Raw genomic sequence first — 18,308 nt, 5'->3', positions numbered from 1 at the left:
CTACCTCACCTTCAGCCCGCATCTGCGCAACAGCATCCTGGCGAAGCCGAACGGCGCCGGCGTGAACGGGCCGGGCGGGGCACGGGTGACCAGCGCGACGACGCCGAGCGCGGCCATCGCCACCCAGAAGCACAGCCAGAAGCCGTCGATATAGGCGAGCACATTGGCCTCGCGCTGAACCAAGCCCGCGAGCGTACCGACCGCGCGGGCCTGGGCCGAGCCCGCACCATGGGCCGCAAAATGGTCGGCGAACTGTTTCAGCACGCGGACCACATCGACATCACCGACGCCGAGATTCTGGCCGAGATAGAAGGAATGGATCTGCTCGCGGACGCGCAGCCACGTCCCCATCAACGCCACGCCGATCTCTGCGCCACCGAGCCGCATGATCTGGATATAGGCGGCAAATGAGGTGGCGCGGCTCGGATCGGAATTGGACAGCAGCGTGATGATCAGCGGTAGCAAGGTCAGCGACTGCCCGATGGCCTGGAGCAGCACGATGCCGGCGAAATCCTCGCGCGCCCAATCATGGCTGAGCTGCGTGCCCCAGAGATTGGCGGCGGCGAAGCAGGCAAATCCCACGACCACCACCGTCCGCGTATCAAAATGCCGCAGCAGCCAGATCGAAAGCGGCACCAGCACGAGCATCGGCAACGCGCCATAGGTGAGCAGCAAGAGGCCACTCTGCTCCGGCCTGAGCAGGGCGATGGTGGCGAGGAAGTTCGGCACCAGCGACGCATTGGACAGGCTGGTCAGCGTGTAGAGCAGGATCAGGACCAGGCCCAGGCCGATATTGCGCGAGAACAAGACGTTCACATGCGCCCAGGGCTGCCGCACCAGGGCCTCGTTGACGAGGAAGCCGGCGACCAGCACCGCGCCCGCGGTGATCAACGCCATCACCGTCCCCGACCCCAGCCAGTCCAGCCGGTTGCCCTGGTCGAGCCCGGCATAGATCATCGAGACGCCGGCGCCGAGCAGCAGCATGCCGCCCCAATCTGCCTCGCGCAGCAAAGCGCGATTCACCGGCTCGTTCGGCGTGCCCCAATAAACCATCAGGCCCATCAGCGGCGCGATCACGACGCTCTGCCAGTACAGCCATTGCCAGCCGAGATGGTCGACATAGAAGCCGACCAGCGAGCTCGAGGTATCAAGCGCGAAGCCGACGCGGATCGAATAGATCGAGATCGCCGGGAGCCACCAGCGGATCGGCAAATTGCGGAACACGATCATCAGCGTCGCCGGCACGAAGGTGCCCAGCAAGAGGCCATGTACGACGCTGAGCGCGAGCAATGTCGAATAGTCGTGCACGAAGGGGATGATTAGCGAGACCGCGGCATAGACGAGGCTGGGGATACCCAGCACGCGGCGCAGGCCGAATACGGTGGCAAGCCAGGCCACCGCGGGTGCGATGAAGATCTGCGAGCCGATGCCTGCCGTGGACAGCCAGGCGCCCTCGTCGAACGAGAGCGAGAACGCGCCGCGCAGGTCCGGCAGGCCTATCGTGGTCAGGCGGCTGTCGAAATTGGCGAGGAACGAGCCGAGCAGCACCGCTGCCACCGCAAACAGCGGCTGCGGGGCGACGCCGCCGCGCGAGAGCGGCCCGCGACTGGAATCGTCATTTTCCGCCATTGCCGGCCTTGGTGTCGATGCTGGTGACGACCGACATGCCCGGCACCAGCCGCGCCAGCAGTGGCTGGTTGTCGTCGAACTGGATGCGCACGGGAATGCGCTGCACGACCTTGGTGAAGTTGCCGGTTGCGTTGTCCGGCGGCAACAGCGCGACCTGCGCGCCGGTCGCGGGCGCAATGCGCTCGACCCGGCCGCGCAGCTTCTCGCGCGGGAAACTGTCGACGGTGATCTCGACCGACTGACCCGGTGCGACGTGCGTAAGCTGGGTCTCCTTGTAGTTCGCGATCACGTAGACCTTCGGCAACGGCACGACGTTGATGAGGTTGGTGCCGATGTTGACGTAGTCGCCGGGCTGGACCTGCCGCTCGCCGACGACGCCGTCGAACGGTGCCGTGATCTTGGTGTAGCCGAGCTTGAGCTTCGCACTCGCCAGCGTCGCCTTGGTCGCTTCGAGATCGGCGGCGCGCTGCTTCCTGGTGCCTTGCAGGACCTCGAGCTGGTGCTGCTGGGCCGCGATCACGGCGCGGCTTGCGCGCACGTCGGCCTGCGCCTTGGCATAGCCTGCGACCGCCTGCTCGAACCGCTGCCGCGTGCCGGATTCGGTCTGCGACAGCGACTGCTGACGCTCCTGCTCCTGCCGCGCCTCGACCTCCACGGCTTCGGCCGAGAGCCGCGCCGCTTGCGCCTGCGCGATCGTCGCATATTGCAGCTCGATCTGATTGGCCAAATTGTCGAGCACGGCCTGCGCGGCGGCGACCGCCGCTTCGGACTGCGCGACTTGCGCCTGATAGTCGGCAGGATCGATCTGGATCAGGAGATCGCCAGCCTTGACACGCTGGAAATCGGTGACCCCCACGGTCAGCACTTCGCCGGAGACGCGACTGGCCAGCCGCGTCAGCTCGGCGCGCACATAGGCGTCGTTGGTGGTCTGGACCGCCGAATTGCCGACCCATTCGTCGAAGCGCTGCGTTGCCAGCGCGACGAAGCCGAGCGCGACGATCACCGCGAACAGCGGAATCGCGAGCCGGCTCCACAGCGAACTCGCCGGTCGCTGCGTTGGCTTCGGTGGCGGCGCCGGCGTGGCAGGAGGTGGTGACGGCGAGATTTGTTCCTGCTGACTCACGATAGACTCCGAATCACTTTTCCGAACGCTCGTCTCAGACCGTCTTTTCCGGCCACCGGCAGAGATCGTTGATCAGGCACACCTCGCAGCGCGGCTTGCGCGCGAGGCAAGTATAGCGGCCATGCAGGATCAGCCAATGATGGGCATGCAGCATGAACTCGGCCGGGATCACCTTTTCGAGACCGAGCTCGACCTCCAGCGGCGTCTTGCCGGGCGCGAGTCCGGTCCGGTTGCCGACGCGGAAGACATGCGTGTCGACCGCCATGGTGTGCTCGCCGAAGGCCATGTTGAGCACGACATTGGCGGTCTTGCGACCGGCGCCGGGCAACGACTCGAGCCCCGCGCGCGTGCGCGGCACCTCGCCGCCGAACTCGCTGAGCAGCTTCGCCGACAGCGCGATCACGTTTTTCGCCTTGGTGCGGTAGAGGCCGATGGTCTTGATGTACTCGCGCAGGCGTTCCTCGCCGAGGTCGAGCATCTTCTGCGGCGTGTCGGCGATCGCAAACAGCGCGCGCGTCGCCTTGTTGACCCCAGCATCGGTCGCCTGCGCCGACAGCACCACGGCGACCAGCAGCGTGAACGGATTGACGTGCTCGAGCTCGCCTTTCGGCTCCGGATTGGCCTTGCGGAAACGGCTGAAGGCCTCGTGGACCTCGGGCGGCGTCCAGGGTTTCATGGCCTTGAGGGATTTCTTCGCGGGCGCCTTTGGTTTTGCCGCGACCGGCTTTGCCTTTTTCTTCGGCACGGACGTTTTACGCGGGACCGGCTTGCGGGTGATTTTCGCCATGATCGGGATATACTGAGGGACGATGAGCACAGGCAACGAAATTGAGCGCGAACGATCCGGAAGCGAGGCCGAGCCTCAGATCTTTTCCGCGCGCCTGACGCCGCACCGCTCGCTGAACCGCACCGGCTTTCTCGCCGTGATGCTGTTCCTAAGCGCTGTCAGCTTCGTCACCGGCCTCGTCTTCCTGATGATGGGGGCGTGGCCGGTGTTCGGCTTCTTCGGGCTGGACGTGCTGGTGATCTGGTGGGCCTTCAAAGCCAATTTCCGCGCGGCGCGGGCCAGCGAGGAGATCGTGGTCACGCCATCTGAATTACGCGTGCGGCGCATCAGCCAGCACGGCCAGGTGGTCGAGTGGACCTTCAACCCGCTCTGGGTCCGTCTCGACATGGAAATCGACGAGGATTTTGGCATCGAGCACCTCTATCTGATCTCGCGAGGTCACCAGATCCAGATCGCCCGCTTCCTGGGGCCGGACGAAAAGGCAAGTTTTTACAAAGGTTTGGTTGAGGCATTGAATGCCGCCAGGCGCGGCCCGACCTACAATCCGGTCACCTGATTTGCGGATCGGAAATCGGGTGGTTTCGCACCCCGCCCTCTCCTACATTTCCAATCATGATGACACTCGCGATACATGACCAGCGCCTGGCCGGACCGGGCTCCCAGAACGCCGCGTTGCGCGACTATGATTCCGTGCGCCGGGCGATCGCCTTCATCTCCGAAAACTGGCGCGCACAGCCGACCATCGAGGCGATGGCGGATGCGGCCGGCGTCACGCCGGACGAGCTGCACCATTTGTTCCGCCGCTGGGCCTCGATCACGCCGAAGGCCTTCATGCAGGCGCTCACGCTCGATCACGCCAAGGGCTTGCTGCGGGACTCCGCGAGCATCCTCGATGCGGCGCTCGACTCCGGGCTTTCGGGTCCGGGCCGGCTGCATGATCTGTTCGTCACCCATGAAGCGATGTCACCGGGCGAATGGAAGAACGGCGGCGCGGGGCTCATCTTGCGCTATGGCTTCCATCACTCGCCGTTCGGCACCGCGATTGTGATCGCGACCGATCGCGGATTGTCGGGACTCGCTTTCGCCGATCCCGGTGAGGAACAGGTGGCGCTCGCCGACATGACGCGGCGATGGCGGAACGCAACTTACGTCGAGGATCACGAAGGTACCGCACCCTTGGCGCAGCGCATCTTCGACACGAAACTGTGGCGGCCGGACCAGCCGCTGCGCGTGGTGATGATCGGCACCGATTTCGAGGTGCGGGTGTGGGAGACGTTGCTGAAGATCCCGATGGGTCGCGCAGTGTCCTATTCGGACATCGCCTGCAACATCAACAGCCCGAAAGCATCACGCGCCGTCGGCGCCGCCGTCGGCAAGAACCCGGTGTCCTTTGTCGTGCCCTGCCACCGCGCGCTCGGCAAGAGCGGCACGCTCACCGGCTACCACTGGGGCATCACCCGCAAGCAGGCGATGCTGGGCTGGGAGGCCGGGCAGCTGGGGATGCAGTAGGCGAGCTGCCGTAGGGTGGGTTAGCCGAAGGCGTAACCCACCTCTTCCGTCCCCGCGGAAATTAAAGTGGTGGGTTACGCTCCGCTAACCCACCCTACGAATTGCGCGATCGTTCAGCCCGCCAGATCCAGCTTCGAGGCCACCGTCGAATCCGCATTGAGGCGGTAGATGATCGGCACACCCGTCGCGAGCTCGCGCTTCAAAATGCCTTCGGGCGAGAGCTTTTCCAGCACCATGATCAGCGCGCGCAGCGAGTTGCCATGGGCGGCGACCAATGTGCGCTTGCCGTTGAGCACGCCGGGCAGGATCTCCTGCACGTAATACGGCAGTGCGCGCGCCAGCGTATCCTTCAGGCTTTCGCCGCCGGGCGGCGGCACGTCGTAGGAGCGGCGCCAGATCAACACCTGGTCCTCGCCCCATTTCTTGCGGGCGTCGTCCTTGTTGAGGCCGGAGAGATCGCCATAGTCGCGCTCGTTCAGCGCGAGGTTCTTCGTCGTCGGCAGGCCCTTCTGGTCGAGCTCGCCGAGAATGAGGTCGAGCGTGTGCTGTGCGCGCGTCAACACCGAGGTGTAGGCAACGTCGAACACGAGGCCTTGCGCCTTCAGCTTGCGGCCGGCTTCCGAGGCTTCCTTCACGCCGAGCTCGGTGAGGTCAGGATCCTTCCAGCCCGTGAACAGGTTCTTGAGATTCCATTCGCTCTGACCGTGCCGCACCAGCACGAGAAGACGTTCGCTCATTGACTGCTTTCCGTTTCGTTCGTTGTCTAAGCATGATCTTGTCGGAAAACCGCTTCACACTTTTCCGGATCATGCTTCGTTCAGATGTCAGACAGGCCGAGCACGTCGGCCATGGAGTAGTGCCCCGGCTTCTTGCCATGCGCCCAGAGCGCGGCCTTCAGCGCGCCGTGGGCGAACAGCATGCGATCCTCCGCGTGATGCGACAGTGTCAGCCGCTCGAACGGGCCGAGGAAGCTCACGCTGTGATCGCCGGCCGCGGTGCCGCCGCGCAGCGACGCAAAGCCGATGTCGCCGGGCTTGCGCGCGCCGGTGATGCCATCGCGACCGCGCTCTGCATGCTCGTCGAGCGCGATGCCGCGGCCGCTAGCGGCCGCCTGGCCCAGCATCAGCGCCGTGCCCGAGGGCGCGTCGATCTTCATGCGGTGATGGGTTTCGACGATCTCGATGTCGAAGCTCTCGTCGAGCGCCTTGGCGACGCGCTTGACCACGGCGGCGAGCAGATTGACACCCAGGCTCATATTGCCGGACTGCACCACGACGGCGCGGTTGGTGACGCTCTTGATCACGGCGTTGTCGGAGCCCGACAGCCCGGTCGTGCCGACCACGTGAACGAGGCCGCGTTCGGCGGCGATCGCGACATTGGCCAGCGTCGCCGCGGGCACGGTGAAATCCAGAATGCCGTCGGCATCCTTTGACAACGCCCAGAGATCGCCGGAGAGTTTGATGCCGTTGGCCGGCAGGCCCGCGAGCACGCCGGCGTCCTTGCCGAGCAGCTCCGAGCCCGGCGCCTCCAGCGCGCCGGCCAGCACCGCGCCTTTGCTCTCGGCAATCGCCCGCGTCAGCGCCCGGCCCATCCGGCCGCCGGCTCCAGCAACAATCAAGCGCATGTCGGACATGGTGCGATCCTCTCATGGTCGTTGTAGCGGGGGGAGGCAGTTCCGGCAACCGAGGGGGATCGGGCAGGCGGGCTTCCACCTTCCCCTGGAGCGCCGGTCGCTTGCGGCCATCCTTCGAGACGCCCGCCTACGGCGGGCCCTCAGGATGAGGTCGGAATCCGTGGCAACAAATTCGACGGGCGCCGATCCTGCTTAGCCTCGTCCTGAGGAGACCGCGGAGCGGTCGTCTCGAAGGACGAGGCGTGCGCGCAGACCCAGCCTCAGCCGTCTGACGGCTGCGGGCCGTCATAGCCCTCGATGATGATGAGGTCGGCAACGGAGTGCGGCTGGCGCACCTTGATGTTGGCCTGGTACTCCGGCGAGTTGTAGCAAGCGATCGCGGTCTCGTAGTCCGGGAATTCGATCACGACGTTGCGGGTGCGGCTGGCACCTTCGACGGTGGTGAACTTGCCGGCGCGGACGACGAAGCGGCCACCCCATTTCTTGAAGATCGGACCATTGGCGACGGCATAGGGCTTGTAGCCCTCGTCACTGCTCACATCGACGCGTCCGATCCAGTAGCCTTTTGCCATTGTTCTTCTCCCTGTGTTGTTGGTTAGCCAAGCGCTTGCGCGATCTCCGCCTGAATGGCCTCAGCGATTGCCTTGGGGTCAGCGGCTTCCACCACCGGCCGCCCGACGACGAGAAAGTCCGCGCCGGCCGCAATCGCGCGGCCCGGCGTCATGATGCGCTTCTGGTCGCCGCTCGCCGCGCCCGCCGGCCGGATGCCGGGGGTGACGAGGCTCATCTGGTGGCCGACGATCTTGCGCAAGGCTCCGACTTCCTCGGGCGACGATACCAGCCCGTCGATGCCGAGCACCTGCGCCTGCTGCGCGCGCGCTTCGACGAGCTCGGAGACGCCGAGCCGGAAGCCTGCCGCGTGCAGATCGTCCTCGTTGTAGGACGTCAGAACAGTGACGGCGAGGATCTTCAGGTTCGAGCTACCGCGACCTTCGACGGCACCCTTCATGGTCTGCGGATAAGCGTGCACCGTGAGGAAGGTCGCGCCGAGCCTGGTGATGCTGTCGACACCCTGCGCCACGGTGTTGCCGATGTCGTGCAGCTTGAGATCGAGAAAGACCTTCTTGCCCTTGTCGGCGAGCTTGCCGACCAGCGGCAAGCCGCCGGCATAAGCCAGCCGATAGCCGATCTTGTAGAAGGTGACGCTGTCGCCGAGCCGGTTGACCATCGCTTCCGCGGCATCAACGCCGGGCAGATCGAGTGCGACGATCAGGCGGTCTTTCGGGGCGATCTCGGCTGGCGTCATGTCACCTCACATCATGCGTTGGGAAATGTCGATCAACTGCCGCACCAGTTCCTTCAACGCGGCGATATCGCCCTCGTGCTTCAGCCTGTCCATATCGTCATAGGCCTGGTCGGCAAAGGCGAGCGTGAGCTGGCTGGCAATCACATTGGCGTGGCAGGAGGTCAGGATCAGCCGAAGCGCCTGCAGCGCGCGAGCCGCGCCAAGCCGGCTCTGCGAGGCGCCGGCAAGCGCGAAGACGCGGTTGCGGAACACCTCGCCGCGCGGCTCGTGCAGCTCGTGCACGCGACTGACCCAGTCGATCGCGTTCTTCAGCAGCGGCGGCACCGAGGCATTGTATTCGGGCGAGACGATCAGCACGCCATGATGCGCGCCGATCATGCGCTTGAGATTGATCGCGTGCTTGGGCACACCGGATTTGGCCTGCAGGTCGCCGTCATAGATCGGCAGCGGAAAATCGGCGAGCGAGATGCGGGTGACGTCGACGCCGGCCTGGTCGAATGCATAGGCGGCGACCGCTGCCAGCTTCGCATTGTGCGAGCCGGTGCGCAGTGAGCCGGGAATGATCAGGATTTTCGGTGCGGACATCCGCTTCCATGCGTTCGGCGAAACGAGCCCGCCACGCAAACAGGAATGCCGGCGGAATTAGTCCTTGCGATACACCCAGACGCGGGCCGGCGGAAGGTTCATCCAGATCCGTTCCGAGGCCTCTGTGGACACGCCGGGCAGCGATTTCGGAATCGGCGGCACCACCGCATAGGTGAACTGGACGAAGGGCGCACCGGGCGCCAGGGCCGTGAAGGCGTCGCGGATGAGCCGCAGCCGCGTCAGCATCGGTTTTGTGACCAGCGGCAGGCCGGAGACGACCGCGGAGGCCGGCGCGCTCAGCACGTTCCAGAGCGTGTCGCGCAGGCGATAGGCATCGCCCTGCACCACCTTGGCCTGCGGGTAGCGATCGCGCAGCAGGGCGCAGAAGCCTGGATTGTATTCGACGAGGACGAGACGTTTCTGGTCGACGCCGCGCTCGACCAGGGCCGAGGTGATGGCGCCGGTGCCGGGCCCGAGCTCGACCACCGGTGCGTCCGAATTGACGTCGACGTAATGGGCCATGGTCCGGGCGAGCAGCTTGCCCGACGGCATCACCGCGCCCATGTGGAGGGGCTTTTCAATCCATGACCGGAGAAAACGCACCTCGTCATCGAGACGGGGCTTCTTCAACGCACGCGCGGACGATGGCAATGGCATGTCGGGACCGGCCGGGACCGCGTGACCGCGGCGTGTCAGAAAATGGTCATAAAGACGTATAGGCCGAAGGCGGCACGGTCAAGACGCGTCAACTTGCCCGATTACCGAAGAAATCCTTGACCTTGGTGAAGAAACCCTCGGATTCCGGCTGGGTGTTGCCGGAGGAGAGTTTTTCGAACTCGGCCAGCAATTCCTGCTGCTTCTTGGTGAGATTTTGCGGGGTCTCGACCACGACCTGAACATACATGTCGCCCATCTGGCGCGAGCGCAGCACCGGCATGCCTTTTGATGCGATGCGGAATCGGCGGCTGGACTGGGTCCCCGCGGGGACCTTCACCTTGGTCTTGCCCTTCTCGATGGTCGGCACCTCGAACTCGCCGCCAAGCGCCGCCGTCACCATCGAGATCGGCACACGACAATGCAGATCGGCGCCGTCGCGCTGGAAGAACTGGTGCTGGGCCAGCGACAGGAAGATGTAGAGGTCGCCAGGCGGGCCGCCGCGGACCCCGGCCTCGCCCTCGCCGGCGAGCCTGATCCTGGTGCCGTCCTCGACTCCAGGGGGAATGTTGACCGACAGATTCCGCTCGCGGGTGACACGCCCCTGACCCGAGCAGGACGGGCAGGCGTCCTCGATCATCTGGCCGCGCCCCTGGCAGCCCGGGCAGGTGCGCTCCAGGGTGAAGAAGCCCTGCGACTGCCGTACGCGTCCGGCGCCGCCGCAGGTCGAGCAGGTCTTCGGCTTGGTGCCGGCCTTGGCCCCGATGCCCGAGCAGGCTTCGCAGGTGACCGAGACCGGGATCTCGATCTGCGCGGTCTTGCCGCCAAAAGCTTCCTCGAGCGTGATTTCCATGTTGTAGCGCAGGTCGGCGCCGCGCTCGCGGCCGCCACGGCCGCCGCGCTGTCCGGCCATGCCGAACAAATCTTCGAAAATGTCGGAAAAGGAAGAGGCGAAGCCCGCGCCGAAACCGGGGCCGCCACCGCCGCCCTGCTCGAACGCGGCATGGCCGTAACGGTCATAGGCGGCGCGCTTGTCCTTGTCTTTCAGGACCTCGTAGGCCTCGTTGATTTCCTTAAATTTGACTTCGCTGGTGTCGTCCCCGGGATTGCGGTCGGGGTGAAACTTCATCGCCAGCTTGCGGAACGACGATTTCAGGACGGAATCGTCGGCATCGCGTTCGACTTCGAGGGTTTCGTAATAGCAGCGCTTGGTGGACGTGGACATGATGAGCTCGGTCTATCCGATCGCGATTCAAGTCGGAGCGAAGCAACGTCGCCATGCAACGATATAGGCAGCCTTCCGCCTCGCGGCAGAGGATTGCACGGCAGCATTCAGAATAACGGCTGGGAATTGATCGATCGTAACGAGGCCGATTTTCACAGAGCCGATTTTCAAAGACTCTTGCCCCGTCAAGCCCGACACGATGGCCTCCCCCGCGAGGGAGGAGGCCGTTGGCGCGTGTGGGGTCCAAGCCATCCGCATCATCACCCTCGCGGGGTTCAGGCGGACTTCTTGTTGTTCTTGTCGTCGTCGACTTCGGTGAACTCCGCGTCGACGACGTCGTCCTTGGCCGCATCCTTCTTGGCGTCGGCCTCGGCCTGCTGCTTGTACATGGCCTCGCCGAGCTTCATCGACGCCTGGGCCAGCGTTTGGGTCTTGGCCTTGATGGCTTCGGCATCGTCGCCCTTCAGCGCTTCCTTGAGGTCGCTGACGGCATCCTCGATCGCGCGGCGCTCGGTCTCTGCGACCTTCGAACCGTGCTCGGCCAGTGCCTTCTCGGTCGAATGCACCAGTCCATCCGCGTCGTTCTTGGCAGTCACGGCCTCGCGGCGCTTCTTGTCCGCCTCGGCATTGGCCTCGGCGTCCTTGACCATCTTCTCGATGTCGGCTTCCGACAGACCGCCGGAGGCCTGGATGCGGATCTGCTGCTCCTTGGACGTGGCCTTGTCCTTGGCCGAGACGTTGACGATGCCGTTGGCGTCGATGTCGAAGGTCACCTCGATCTGCGGCATGCCGCGCGGAGCCGGCGGAATGCCCATCAGGTCGAACTGACCGAGCATCTTGTTGTCGGCCGCCATTTCACGCTCGCCCTGGAAGACGCGGATGGTGACCGCGTTCTGGCTGTCCTCGGCGGTCGAGAACACCTGGCTCTTCTTGGTCGGGATCGTGGTGTTGCGGTCGATGATGCGGGTGAACACGCCGCCCAGCGTTTCGATGCCCAGCGACAGCGGGGTCACGTCGAGCAGCAGCACGTCCTTGACGTCGCCCTGAAGCACGCCGGCCTGGATCGCGGCGCCGATCGCCACGACTTCGTCCGGGTTGACGCCCTTGTGCGGCTCCTTGCCGAACAGCTGCTTCACGACTTCCTGGACCTTCGGCATGCGCGACATGCCGCCGACCAGCACCACTTCGCCGATCTCGGCGGCGGTGAGGCCGGCATCCTTCAGCGCCTTGCGGCAGGGCTCGACGGTCTTTTGGACGAGGTCATCGACCAGCGCCTCGAACTTGGCGCGGGTGAGCTTCATCGTCAGATGCTTCGGGCCGGTCTGGTCCGCGGTGATGAAGGGCAGGTTGATTTCGGTCTGCGTCGTCGACGACAGCTCGATCTTGGCCTTTTCAGCAGCTTCCTTCAGGCGCTGCAACGCGAGCTTGTCGTTGCGCAGGTTGATGCCCTGCTCCTTCTGGAATTCGTCGGCCAGATAGCCGACCAGGCGCATGTCGAAGTCTTCGCCGCCGAGGAAGGTGTCGCCGTTGGTCGACTTCACCTCGAACACGCCGTCGCCGATTTCGAGAATCGAGATATCGAACGTGCCGCCGCCGAGATCGTACACGGCGATCGTGCCGGTCTTGGTCTTGTCGAGGCCATAGGCGAGCGCCGCCGCGGTCGGCTCGTTGATGATGCGCAGCACTTCAAGGCCCGCGATCTTGCCGGCGTCCTTGGTCGCCTGGCGCTGGGCGTCGTTGAAGTAGGCGGGCACGGTGATGACGGCCTGGTCGACCTTCTGGCCGAGATGGGCTTCCGCGGTCTCCTTCATCTTCTGCAAGATGAACGCCGAGACCTGCGAGGGCGAGTAGGTCTGGCCGTCGGCCTCGACCCAGGCGTCGCCGTTGGAAGCCTTCACGATCTTGTACGGAACGAGCTTCTTGTCCTTCTCGACCATCGGGTCGTCGTAGCGGCGGCCGATCAGGCGCTTCACTGCGAAGAACGTGCGCTCGGGATTGGTGACGGCCTGGCGCTTGGCCGGCTGCCCGACGAGGCGCTCACCGTCGTCCGTCACGGCGACGATCGAAGGCGTCGTGCGCATGCCTTCGGAATTCTCGATGACTTTGGCGTTCTTGCCATCCATTACGGCGACGCACGAATTCGTGGTGCCGAGGTCGATCCCGATGACCTTTCCCATGGTCCTCTATCCTTGTTTTTGCGGCAGGCTGGCTGGGCCCAGAAGGCACCCGAACCGAAACCCCCTAAGATCAAACATTCGCGATATTGCGATGGTTGGGGGTCATATAGGAGGGGGGGAGGTGCCCGCAAGGACCGAACGCAAGTTTCGGCCGTGAAAACATTGGGTTTTGGAAGAACATATCCGGGCTGCACCGCCCTTGCAGGTGAGGAATTATTAACAGGTGCCGCGATCAGCCGGCATCGGCTACCGCATTCCGCCCCGCCCTGTTGCGGCAAGTCCAAACCCGCTAAAAGGCGGGCAGCCGGCCGGGCTCGTCATCGGACTGCCTCGCGCGACAAAAGGGGCCGGCTGGCCACCATCGAACGGCCTCAATGTGAACCAATCAGAGTGCCCATGAAGCTGATCCGCCCCCTTGCTGCGCTCGCCCTCCTCGTTGCCTCTGCGCTTCCGGCTCTGGCTGCCGACGCCGTCTTCCCACCCGGCTTGCGCCTCGGCATGGTGCCATTGGTCGGTCTCAACACGGCCAAGACCTTTCCCGGCTTCGAGAGCGAGGACGGCAACGTCAAGGTGCTGATCACAGAACTGCCGCCGGCGGCCTATGGCGAGGTCGTGAGCGCCTTCAACTCCAATCCGGCCGGAGCCAACGGCGTCAAGCAGGACAAGATCGAGACGCCCGCGGGTCTTGCCTATTTCACGATCGAGAGCGGCAAGGCCGGCGAGACCCCCGTGCGGCGCTATTCGATGATCGTGCCGGGCGCCGGCTTCTCCGGCTATGTCGCGGTGCAGATTCCGGAGAATGCGGTCAAGATCTACACCGACGAGGCGGTGCGGCAGATGTTTGCGAGCGTCGTCACCCGCAAGCAGGTCTCGGCCGAAGAGCAGATCGCGCTGATGCCGTTCAAGATCACCGATCTCGCCGACTTCAAGGACGTTCGCACGCTGGCGCCGGGCTCGAGCATCATCCTGGCCGACGGCGACGAGAGCTCCGGCTATGAATCGAAGCCGTTCATCATCCTCGGCGTGATTGGCGCCACCCCGCAAGCCGCCGACGACCGCGCCCGCTTCGCCCAGGAGGCGGCGCTCCAGATTCCCGGCGTGCGCGAGTCGCGCGTCACCATGTCCGAGCCGATCCGCATCAGCGGCCAGCAGGGTTTCGAGACCCGGATCGACGGCGTCAGCGGCAAGGACAAGACGCCGGTGACCGTGGTGCAATGGATCCGCTTCAGCAGCGGCGGCGCCTCGCTGCGCATCATCGCCAGCGCCCCGCGCGAGCAATGGCCGGCCGCCTTCACCCGCTTCCGCGCGGTCCGCGACGGCATCCAGCCGAAAGGCTAGTCCGACACTCATCCGGTCAGCAGCCCAACCACTCGCCAAAGCCGGCTGCATTTTCGGGCTTCTGTTCGTATACGAACGGAACTAGGCTCCCCTTCCGTTGAGTTCATCCTGGAGGGAGGCGAATGATGCTGGATCGGCGACAAGTCTTGGCGGCGCTCGGGACGAGCGCGCTCGTGGCGCTCGCGCCAACTGCGATTCTGGCGGCCACATCGATCAAGCCGGACGATGCATCCGCGCTGCTCGTGATCGACGTGCAGAATTGCTTCCTGCCCGGCGGCAGCCTTGCCGTGAAGGAAGGCGAGCAGGTGGTGCCCGTCATCAACAAGATCTCGAAAGCGTTTTCGAACGTGGTGATGACGCAAGACTGGCACACGCAAGGCCATGTTTCCTTCGCGTCGGTCCACGCCGGCAAGAAGCCGTTCGAGACCGTCGATCTTCCCTACGGCAACCAGGTGCTGTGGCCCGACCATTGCGTGCAGGGCACCGATGGCGCCGCGCTGTCGAAAGACCTTGCGATCCCGCACGCCGAGCTCATCATCCGCAAGGGTTTTCACAAGGACGTCGACAGCTATTCGGCCTTTCTCGAAGCCGACGGCAAGACCTCGACCGGCCTTGCCGGCTATCTGAAGGGGCGCAAGATCAAGCGCATCTTCGTAGTCGGGCTGGCGACGGATTTCTGCGTGGCCTGGACCGCTCTCGACGCGCGCAAGGCAGGCTTCGAGGTCTATGTGGTGGAAGACGCCTGCCGCGGCATCGACAATCAGGGTTCGCTCGCAAAAGCCTGGGCCGATATGGCCAAGGCCGGCGTGAAGCGGATTCAGTCTGCGGATATCGCGGCGAGCGCGTAGGCAACGTCGAGAACAGCCAATCCCTCATCCTGAGGAGCGCGCATTTTCGCGCGCGTCTCGAAGGATGAAGGCCCCGCTGCAGCAGTTCGGCCTGCATGGTTCGAGACGGCGCTGACGCGCCTCCTCACCATGAGGATCGATCAGTTCGCCGCGCCGTTCGGCTCGTTGCTGTTGGCGGGCGCGGCCTTGGCGCCGCCCTTGGCAACACCGACCAAGGCAGGACGCAGCACCCGCTCGCCGATGGTGTAGCCGGCCTGCATGACCTGCACGACGGTGCCCGCGGGCACCGATGCATCAGGCACCTCGAACATCGCCTGCTGGAAGTTCGGGTCGAACTTCTGGCCCAGGGGGTCGAACTTCTTCACGCCGTGTTTTTCCAGCGCGCTGAGCAGCGAGCGCTCGGTCAGCTCGACGCCCTCGATCAGCGAGGCGAGGCCGGCATCGGCCGCCGCACGGGCTTCGGCCGGAACGGCATCGAGCGCGCGCTGGAGGTTGTCGGCGATGTCGAGCACGTCGCGGGCAAAGCCCGTGACGCCGTAGAGCTTGGAGTCAGCGACCTCCTTGGCGGTGCGCTTGCGCAGATTCTCCATCTCGGCCAGCGTCCGCAGCATGCGGTCGCGCGCCTCGGCGACTTCCTTCTGCAGGAGCTCGACCGAGCCGGGCTCGGGATCGTCGGGCATGATGTAGGGTTTTGACACCACGGGCTCGCCGGCCGCAGCACTCGTGTCTTCGGGTTGCCGGTCTCGATCGGTCATCGGCTCTCTTTTCGCATTCATCTCAGGGGGTTTCTGGCCCGCATATCGTGCTTCGGGCGCCGAAAATCAAGCGCCCGTGATCGGGGGAGACGCCGGTCAGCCCCCCAGGAGCCGGCTGACGATGCGGGCAGCGTAGTCCACGGTCGGGATCACGCGGGCATAATTCAGCCGCGTCGGCCCGATCACGCCCAAAACGCCGACGATATGGCCGGCGGCATCCCGATAGGGCGAGATGATGGTGGACGAGCCCGACAGCGAGAACAGCTTGTTCTCACTGCCGATGAAGATCCGCACGCCTTCCGCGGTCTCGGCCCGGCCGAGCAGGTCGATCACGCCGCGCTTGGTCTCGAGATCGTCGAACAGCAGGCGAACGCGCTCGAGATCCTCTAGCGCATGCAAATCCTCGAGCAGATTGGCGTGGCCGCGGACGATGAGCTGCCGGTCCTCGTTCTCACCGCCGGACCAGCTGGCAATCCCGGCCGAGATCACCTTATGCGTCAACTGATCGAGCTCGGTGCGCGCCTCTCCGAGCGCGGTCTCGAGCTCCAGCCGCGCCTCGGCCAGGGTCCGGCCCCGGATCCGCGCATTGAGGAAGTTGCCGGCTTCGGTCAACGCCGAGGATGGAACTCCCGGCGGCAGCGTCAAGACGCGGTTTTCGACCTGCCCGTCCTCGCCGACCAGGATCACCAACGCCTTTTCCGGTTCCAGGCGGACGAATTCGATATGTTTCAGCCGCGCATTGGATTTCGGCGTCAGCACGACGGCGGCCGCACGGGTCAGGCCGGAAAGCCGCGTCAATGCCTCCTCGAGCGCAGCCTCGACCGATTGCGCGTGGCCCACGGAGGTCAACTGGCTCTGGATCGCCTGCCGTTCACTGTCATTGAGGTCGCCGACCTGCATCAGGGCATCGACGAAGAAGCGCAGGCCGAGTTCCGTCGGCAGCCGGCCGGCGGAGGTGTGCGGGGCGTAGATCAGGCCGAGCTGTTCCAGGTCGGCCATGACGTTGCGGACTGAAGCGGGCGACAGCGGCATGGCGATCAGGCGCGAAATATTGCGCGAGCCCACCGGCTCCCCGGTCGCGAGGTAGCTTTCGACGATTTGACGAAAGATGTCGCGGGAACGCTCGTTGAGCTGGGCGAGGCCCGCGCGCGGCGCGATCAGATGGATCGGATCGTGATGGGCCACAGACCGTAACTCCTCTCAGATACAGCTAATTTGTCTATCCCCGGGGCTTCTGACAAGCGCGGCGTTCGCGGATTGAAAATCGGGGGTGAATAAGGCTCGATCTTCCCCCTTGCCGCCCACCCTCACCCCCCCTACAAGCACCGCCAACAGCCCTTTTCCGAGAGTTTTGGAGGATTTCCCATGCGGCCAAGCCGCCGTGCGCCCGACGAATTGCGCCCCGTGACGCTGGAGCGCGGCGTGGTCAAATATGCGGAAGGCTCGTGCCTGGTGAAATTCGGCGACACCCACGTGCTGGTCACCGCCACGCTGGAAGACCGCCTGCCGCCGTGGCTCAAAGGCCAGGGCCGCGGCTGGGTCACCGCCGAATACGGCATGCTGCCGCGCGCGACGTCGGAACGCACCCGCCGCGAGGCCTCCGCCGGAAAGCAGAGCGGCCGCACCGTCGAAATCCAGCGCCTGATCGGCCGCTCGCTTCGCACCATCATCAATCTCGAAGCGCTCGGCGAGCGCCAGATCACGGTCGATTGCGACGTGCTCCAGGCCGACGGCGGCACCCGCACGGCCTCGATCACCGGTGCCTGGGTCGCCCTCGCCGATTGCATCACCTGGATGAAGGCGCGCAACATGGTCAAAGCCAATGTGTTGCGCGACAACGTCGCCGCGATCTCCTGCGGCATCTACAAGGGCACGCCCGTGCTCGACCTCGACTATGCCGAGGACTCCGAAGCCGATACCGACGCCAATTTCGTCATGACGGGCGATGGCCGCATCATCGAAGTCCAGGGCACCGCGGAACGCGAGCCGTTCACCGAAGCCGAGTTCCTCGCGCTGATGGCGCTGGCGCGCAAGGGCGTGGCGCGTCTGGTGGACTTGCAGAAACTGGCGGTAGCGTAGTCAATAGGCCGATGCATCGCCGAATCACCGGAAAGCTGGTCATCGCGACCCATAATCCCGGCAAGCTCGCCGAGATGAAGGAGCTGCTCGCGCCTTACGGCATCGATGCGGTCTCGGCCGGCGAGCTCGGCCTTCCCGAGCCGGACGAGACCGGAAACGATTTCCGCAGCAACGCCGCGATCAAGGCGATCGCGGCAGCGCAGGCGACAAAGCTGCCGTCTTTCGCCGATGATTCCGGCATCGTGGTCGACGCGCTCGACGGCGCGCCCGGCATCTACTCGGCGCGCTGGGCCGGCCCGAACAAGGATTTTGCCGCGGCAATGGCGCAGATCGAACGGCTGTTGCAGGAGCGCGGCGCAACGACGCCTGCCAAGCGCAAGGCGCATTTCGTTTCCGCGCTCTGCGTTGCATGGCCCGACGATCATCTCGAACAGGTCGAGGCGCGCGTCGACGGCACGCTGGTGTGGCCGCCGCGCGGCACCGCCGGCTTCGGCTACGACCCGATGTTTTTGCCCGACGGCCACAGCCGCACCTTCGGCGAGATGGAGAGCCTCGAGAAGCACGGCCTGCCGCCGCTCGGTCTCGGCCTGTCGCACCGTGCCCGCGCCTTCGTGAAACTGGCGGAGATCTGCCTTGAGCCGCGCTAGAGCGTTTTCGAGC

At 65.0% G+C, this 18,308-nt stretch carries 19 protein-coding genes; 6 read left to right on the top strand and 13 right to left on the bottom strand.

The window, feature by feature from the left end:
• Genes AC0L20_RS09075 through nth form a run of 3 tightly spaced genes read right to left on the bottom strand, consistent with a single transcriptional unit; the run spans position 1 to position 3,539 of the window.
• Positions 1–1,629: an MFS transporter gene (locus tag AC0L20_RS09075; protein ID WP_473288244.1), complete on the bottom strand. Its 1,629-nt coding sequence runs from the start codon at positions 1,627–1,629 to the stop codon at positions 1–3.
• Positions 1,616–2,752, bottom strand: a complete 1,137-nt coding sequence (locus AC0L20_RS09070; protein ID WP_473288243.1) for an HlyD family secretion protein — start codon at positions 2,750–2,752, stop codon at positions 1,616–1,618. The genes AC0L20_RS09075 and AC0L20_RS09070 overlap by 14 nt, the downstream gene beginning before the upstream one ends.
• 34 nt (positions 2,753–2,786) lie before the next feature.
• Positions 2,787–3,539 carry an endonuclease III gene (nth, locus tag AC0L20_RS09065; protein ID WP_473288242.1) on the bottom strand — a complete coding sequence of 251 codons (753 nt, stop codon included), beginning with the start codon at positions 3,537–3,539 and terminating at the stop codon, positions 2,787–2,789.
• A 22-nt stretch (positions 3,540–3,561) separates the two neighbouring features.
• Between nth and AC0L20_RS09060 the strand changes: the two genes are divergently transcribed.
• Both AC0L20_RS09060 and AC0L20_RS09055 read left to right on the top strand, forming a co-directional pair.
• Entirely contained in the window at positions 3,562–4,095 is a 534-nt protein-coding gene (locus tag AC0L20_RS09060) for a DUF2244 domain-containing protein (RefSeq protein WP_473288241.1), read from the top strand.
• A 56-nt stretch (positions 4,096–4,151) separates the two neighbouring features.
• The gene (locus AC0L20_RS09055; RefSeq protein ID WP_027514780.1) at positions 4,152–5,048 is read left to right on the top strand and encodes a methylated-DNA--[protein]-cysteine S-methyltransferase; all 897 of its coding nucleotides are present in this window, start codon (positions 4,152–4,154) and stop codon (positions 5,046–5,048) included.
• Between the two features lie 113 nt (positions 5,049–5,161).
• Here the strand turns inward: AC0L20_RS09055 and AC0L20_RS09050 are convergent, their stop codons facing one another.
• The 8 genes from AC0L20_RS09050 to dnaK all read right to left on the bottom strand — a co-directional run bounded on the left by AC0L20_RS09050 (position 5,162) and on the right by dnaK (position 12,628).
• Positions 5,162–5,785, bottom strand: coding sequence for a 2,3-bisphosphoglycerate-dependent phosphoglycerate mutase (locus AC0L20_RS09050; protein ID WP_007598504.1), 624 nt, complete (start codon positions 5,783–5,785; stop codon positions 5,162–5,164).
• 80 nt (positions 5,786–5,865) lie between these two features.
• Complete coding sequence (dapB, locus tag AC0L20_RS09045) at positions 5,866–6,681, bottom strand: 4-hydroxy-tetrahydrodipicolinate reductase (protein ID WP_473288240.1); 816 nt, start codon at positions 6,679–6,681, stop codon at positions 5,866–5,868.
• Between the two features lie 260 nt (positions 6,682–6,941).
• Positions 6,942–7,253: a DUF1330 domain-containing protein gene (locus AC0L20_RS09040; protein WP_027566211.1), complete on the bottom strand. Its 312-nt coding sequence runs from the start codon at positions 7,251–7,253 to the stop codon at positions 6,942–6,944.
• Between the two features lie 23 nt (positions 7,254–7,276).
• Positions 7,277–7,987 carry an orotidine-5'-phosphate decarboxylase gene (gene pyrF, locus AC0L20_RS09035; protein ID WP_473288239.1) on the bottom strand — a complete coding sequence of 237 codons (711 nt, stop codon included), beginning with the start codon at positions 7,985–7,987 and terminating at the stop codon, positions 7,277–7,279.
• 6 nt (positions 7,988–7,993) lie between these two features.
• A complete protein-coding gene (locus AC0L20_RS09030) occupies positions 7,994–8,572 on the bottom strand; it encodes an NADPH-dependent FMN reductase (protein WP_007604013.1) in 579 nt (192 codons plus the stop codon).
• A gap of 57 nt (positions 8,573–8,629) precedes the next feature.
• Entirely contained in the window at positions 8,630–9,229 is a 600-nt protein-coding gene (locus tag AC0L20_RS09025; protein WP_007598495.1) for a class I SAM-dependent methyltransferase, read from the bottom strand.
• Positions 9,230–9,317: 88 nt separating this feature from the next.
• The gene (gene dnaJ, locus AC0L20_RS09020) at positions 9,318–10,451 is read right to left on the bottom strand and encodes a molecular chaperone DnaJ (protein ID WP_473288238.1); all 1,134 of its coding nucleotides are present in this window, start codon (positions 10,449–10,451) and stop codon (positions 9,318–9,320) included.
• Positions 10,452–10,726: 275 nt separating this feature from the next.
• A complete protein-coding gene (dnaK, locus tag AC0L20_RS09015) occupies positions 10,727–12,628 on the bottom strand; it encodes a molecular chaperone DnaK (RefSeq protein ID WP_027566215.1) in 1,902 nt (633 codons plus the stop codon).
• 396 nt (positions 12,629–13,024) lie between these two features.
• On the opposite strand from dnaK, the gene AC0L20_RS09010 reads away from it, so the two are divergent.
• Both AC0L20_RS09010 and pncA read left to right on the top strand, forming a co-directional pair.
• The gene (locus AC0L20_RS09010; RefSeq protein WP_473288237.1) at positions 13,025–13,966 is read left to right on the top strand and encodes a hypothetical protein; all 942 of its coding nucleotides are present in this window, start codon (positions 13,025–13,027) and stop codon (positions 13,964–13,966) included.
• A 125-nt stretch (positions 13,967–14,091) separates the two neighbouring features.
• Positions 14,092–14,814, top strand: a complete 723-nt coding sequence (gene pncA / locus AC0L20_RS09005) for a bifunctional nicotinamidase/pyrazinamidase (protein ID WP_473288513.1) — start codon at positions 14,092–14,094, stop codon at positions 14,812–14,814.
• Between the two features lie 140 nt (positions 14,815–14,954).
• Here the strand turns inward: pncA and grpE are convergent, their stop codons facing one another.
• Together grpE and hrcA are read right to left on the bottom strand one after the other, a co-directional pair.
• A complete protein-coding gene (gene grpE, locus AC0L20_RS09000) occupies positions 14,955–15,569 on the bottom strand; it encodes a nucleotide exchange factor GrpE (protein ID WP_007598484.1) in 615 nt (204 codons plus the stop codon).
• Between the two features lie 96 nt (positions 15,570–15,665).
• The gene (hrcA, locus tag AC0L20_RS08995) at positions 15,666–16,754 is read right to left on the bottom strand and encodes a heat-inducible transcriptional repressor HrcA (RefSeq protein ID WP_007598483.1); all 1,089 of its coding nucleotides are present in this window, start codon (positions 16,752–16,754) and stop codon (positions 15,666–15,668) included.
• Positions 16,755–16,934: 180 nt separating this feature from the next.
• Here hrcA and rph point away from each other — a divergent pair, with 180 nt between their 5' ends.
• A complete protein-coding gene (gene rph / locus AC0L20_RS08990; RefSeq protein ID WP_027514789.1) occupies positions 16,935–17,648 on the top strand; it encodes a ribonuclease PH in 714 nt (237 codons plus the stop codon).
• A gap of 11 nt (positions 17,649–17,659) precedes the next feature.
• Positions 17,660–18,295, top strand: coding sequence for an RdgB/HAM1 family non-canonical purine NTP pyrophosphatase (rdgB, locus tag AC0L20_RS08985; RefSeq protein ID WP_473288236.1), 636 nt, complete (start codon positions 17,660–17,662; stop codon positions 18,293–18,295).
• Positions 18,296–18,308: the final 13 nt, after the last annotated feature.

Source organism: Bradyrhizobium sp. Kon58 (genome assembly GCF_055807455.1).
This window is presented reverse-complemented; position numbering and strand designations above follow the sequence as displayed.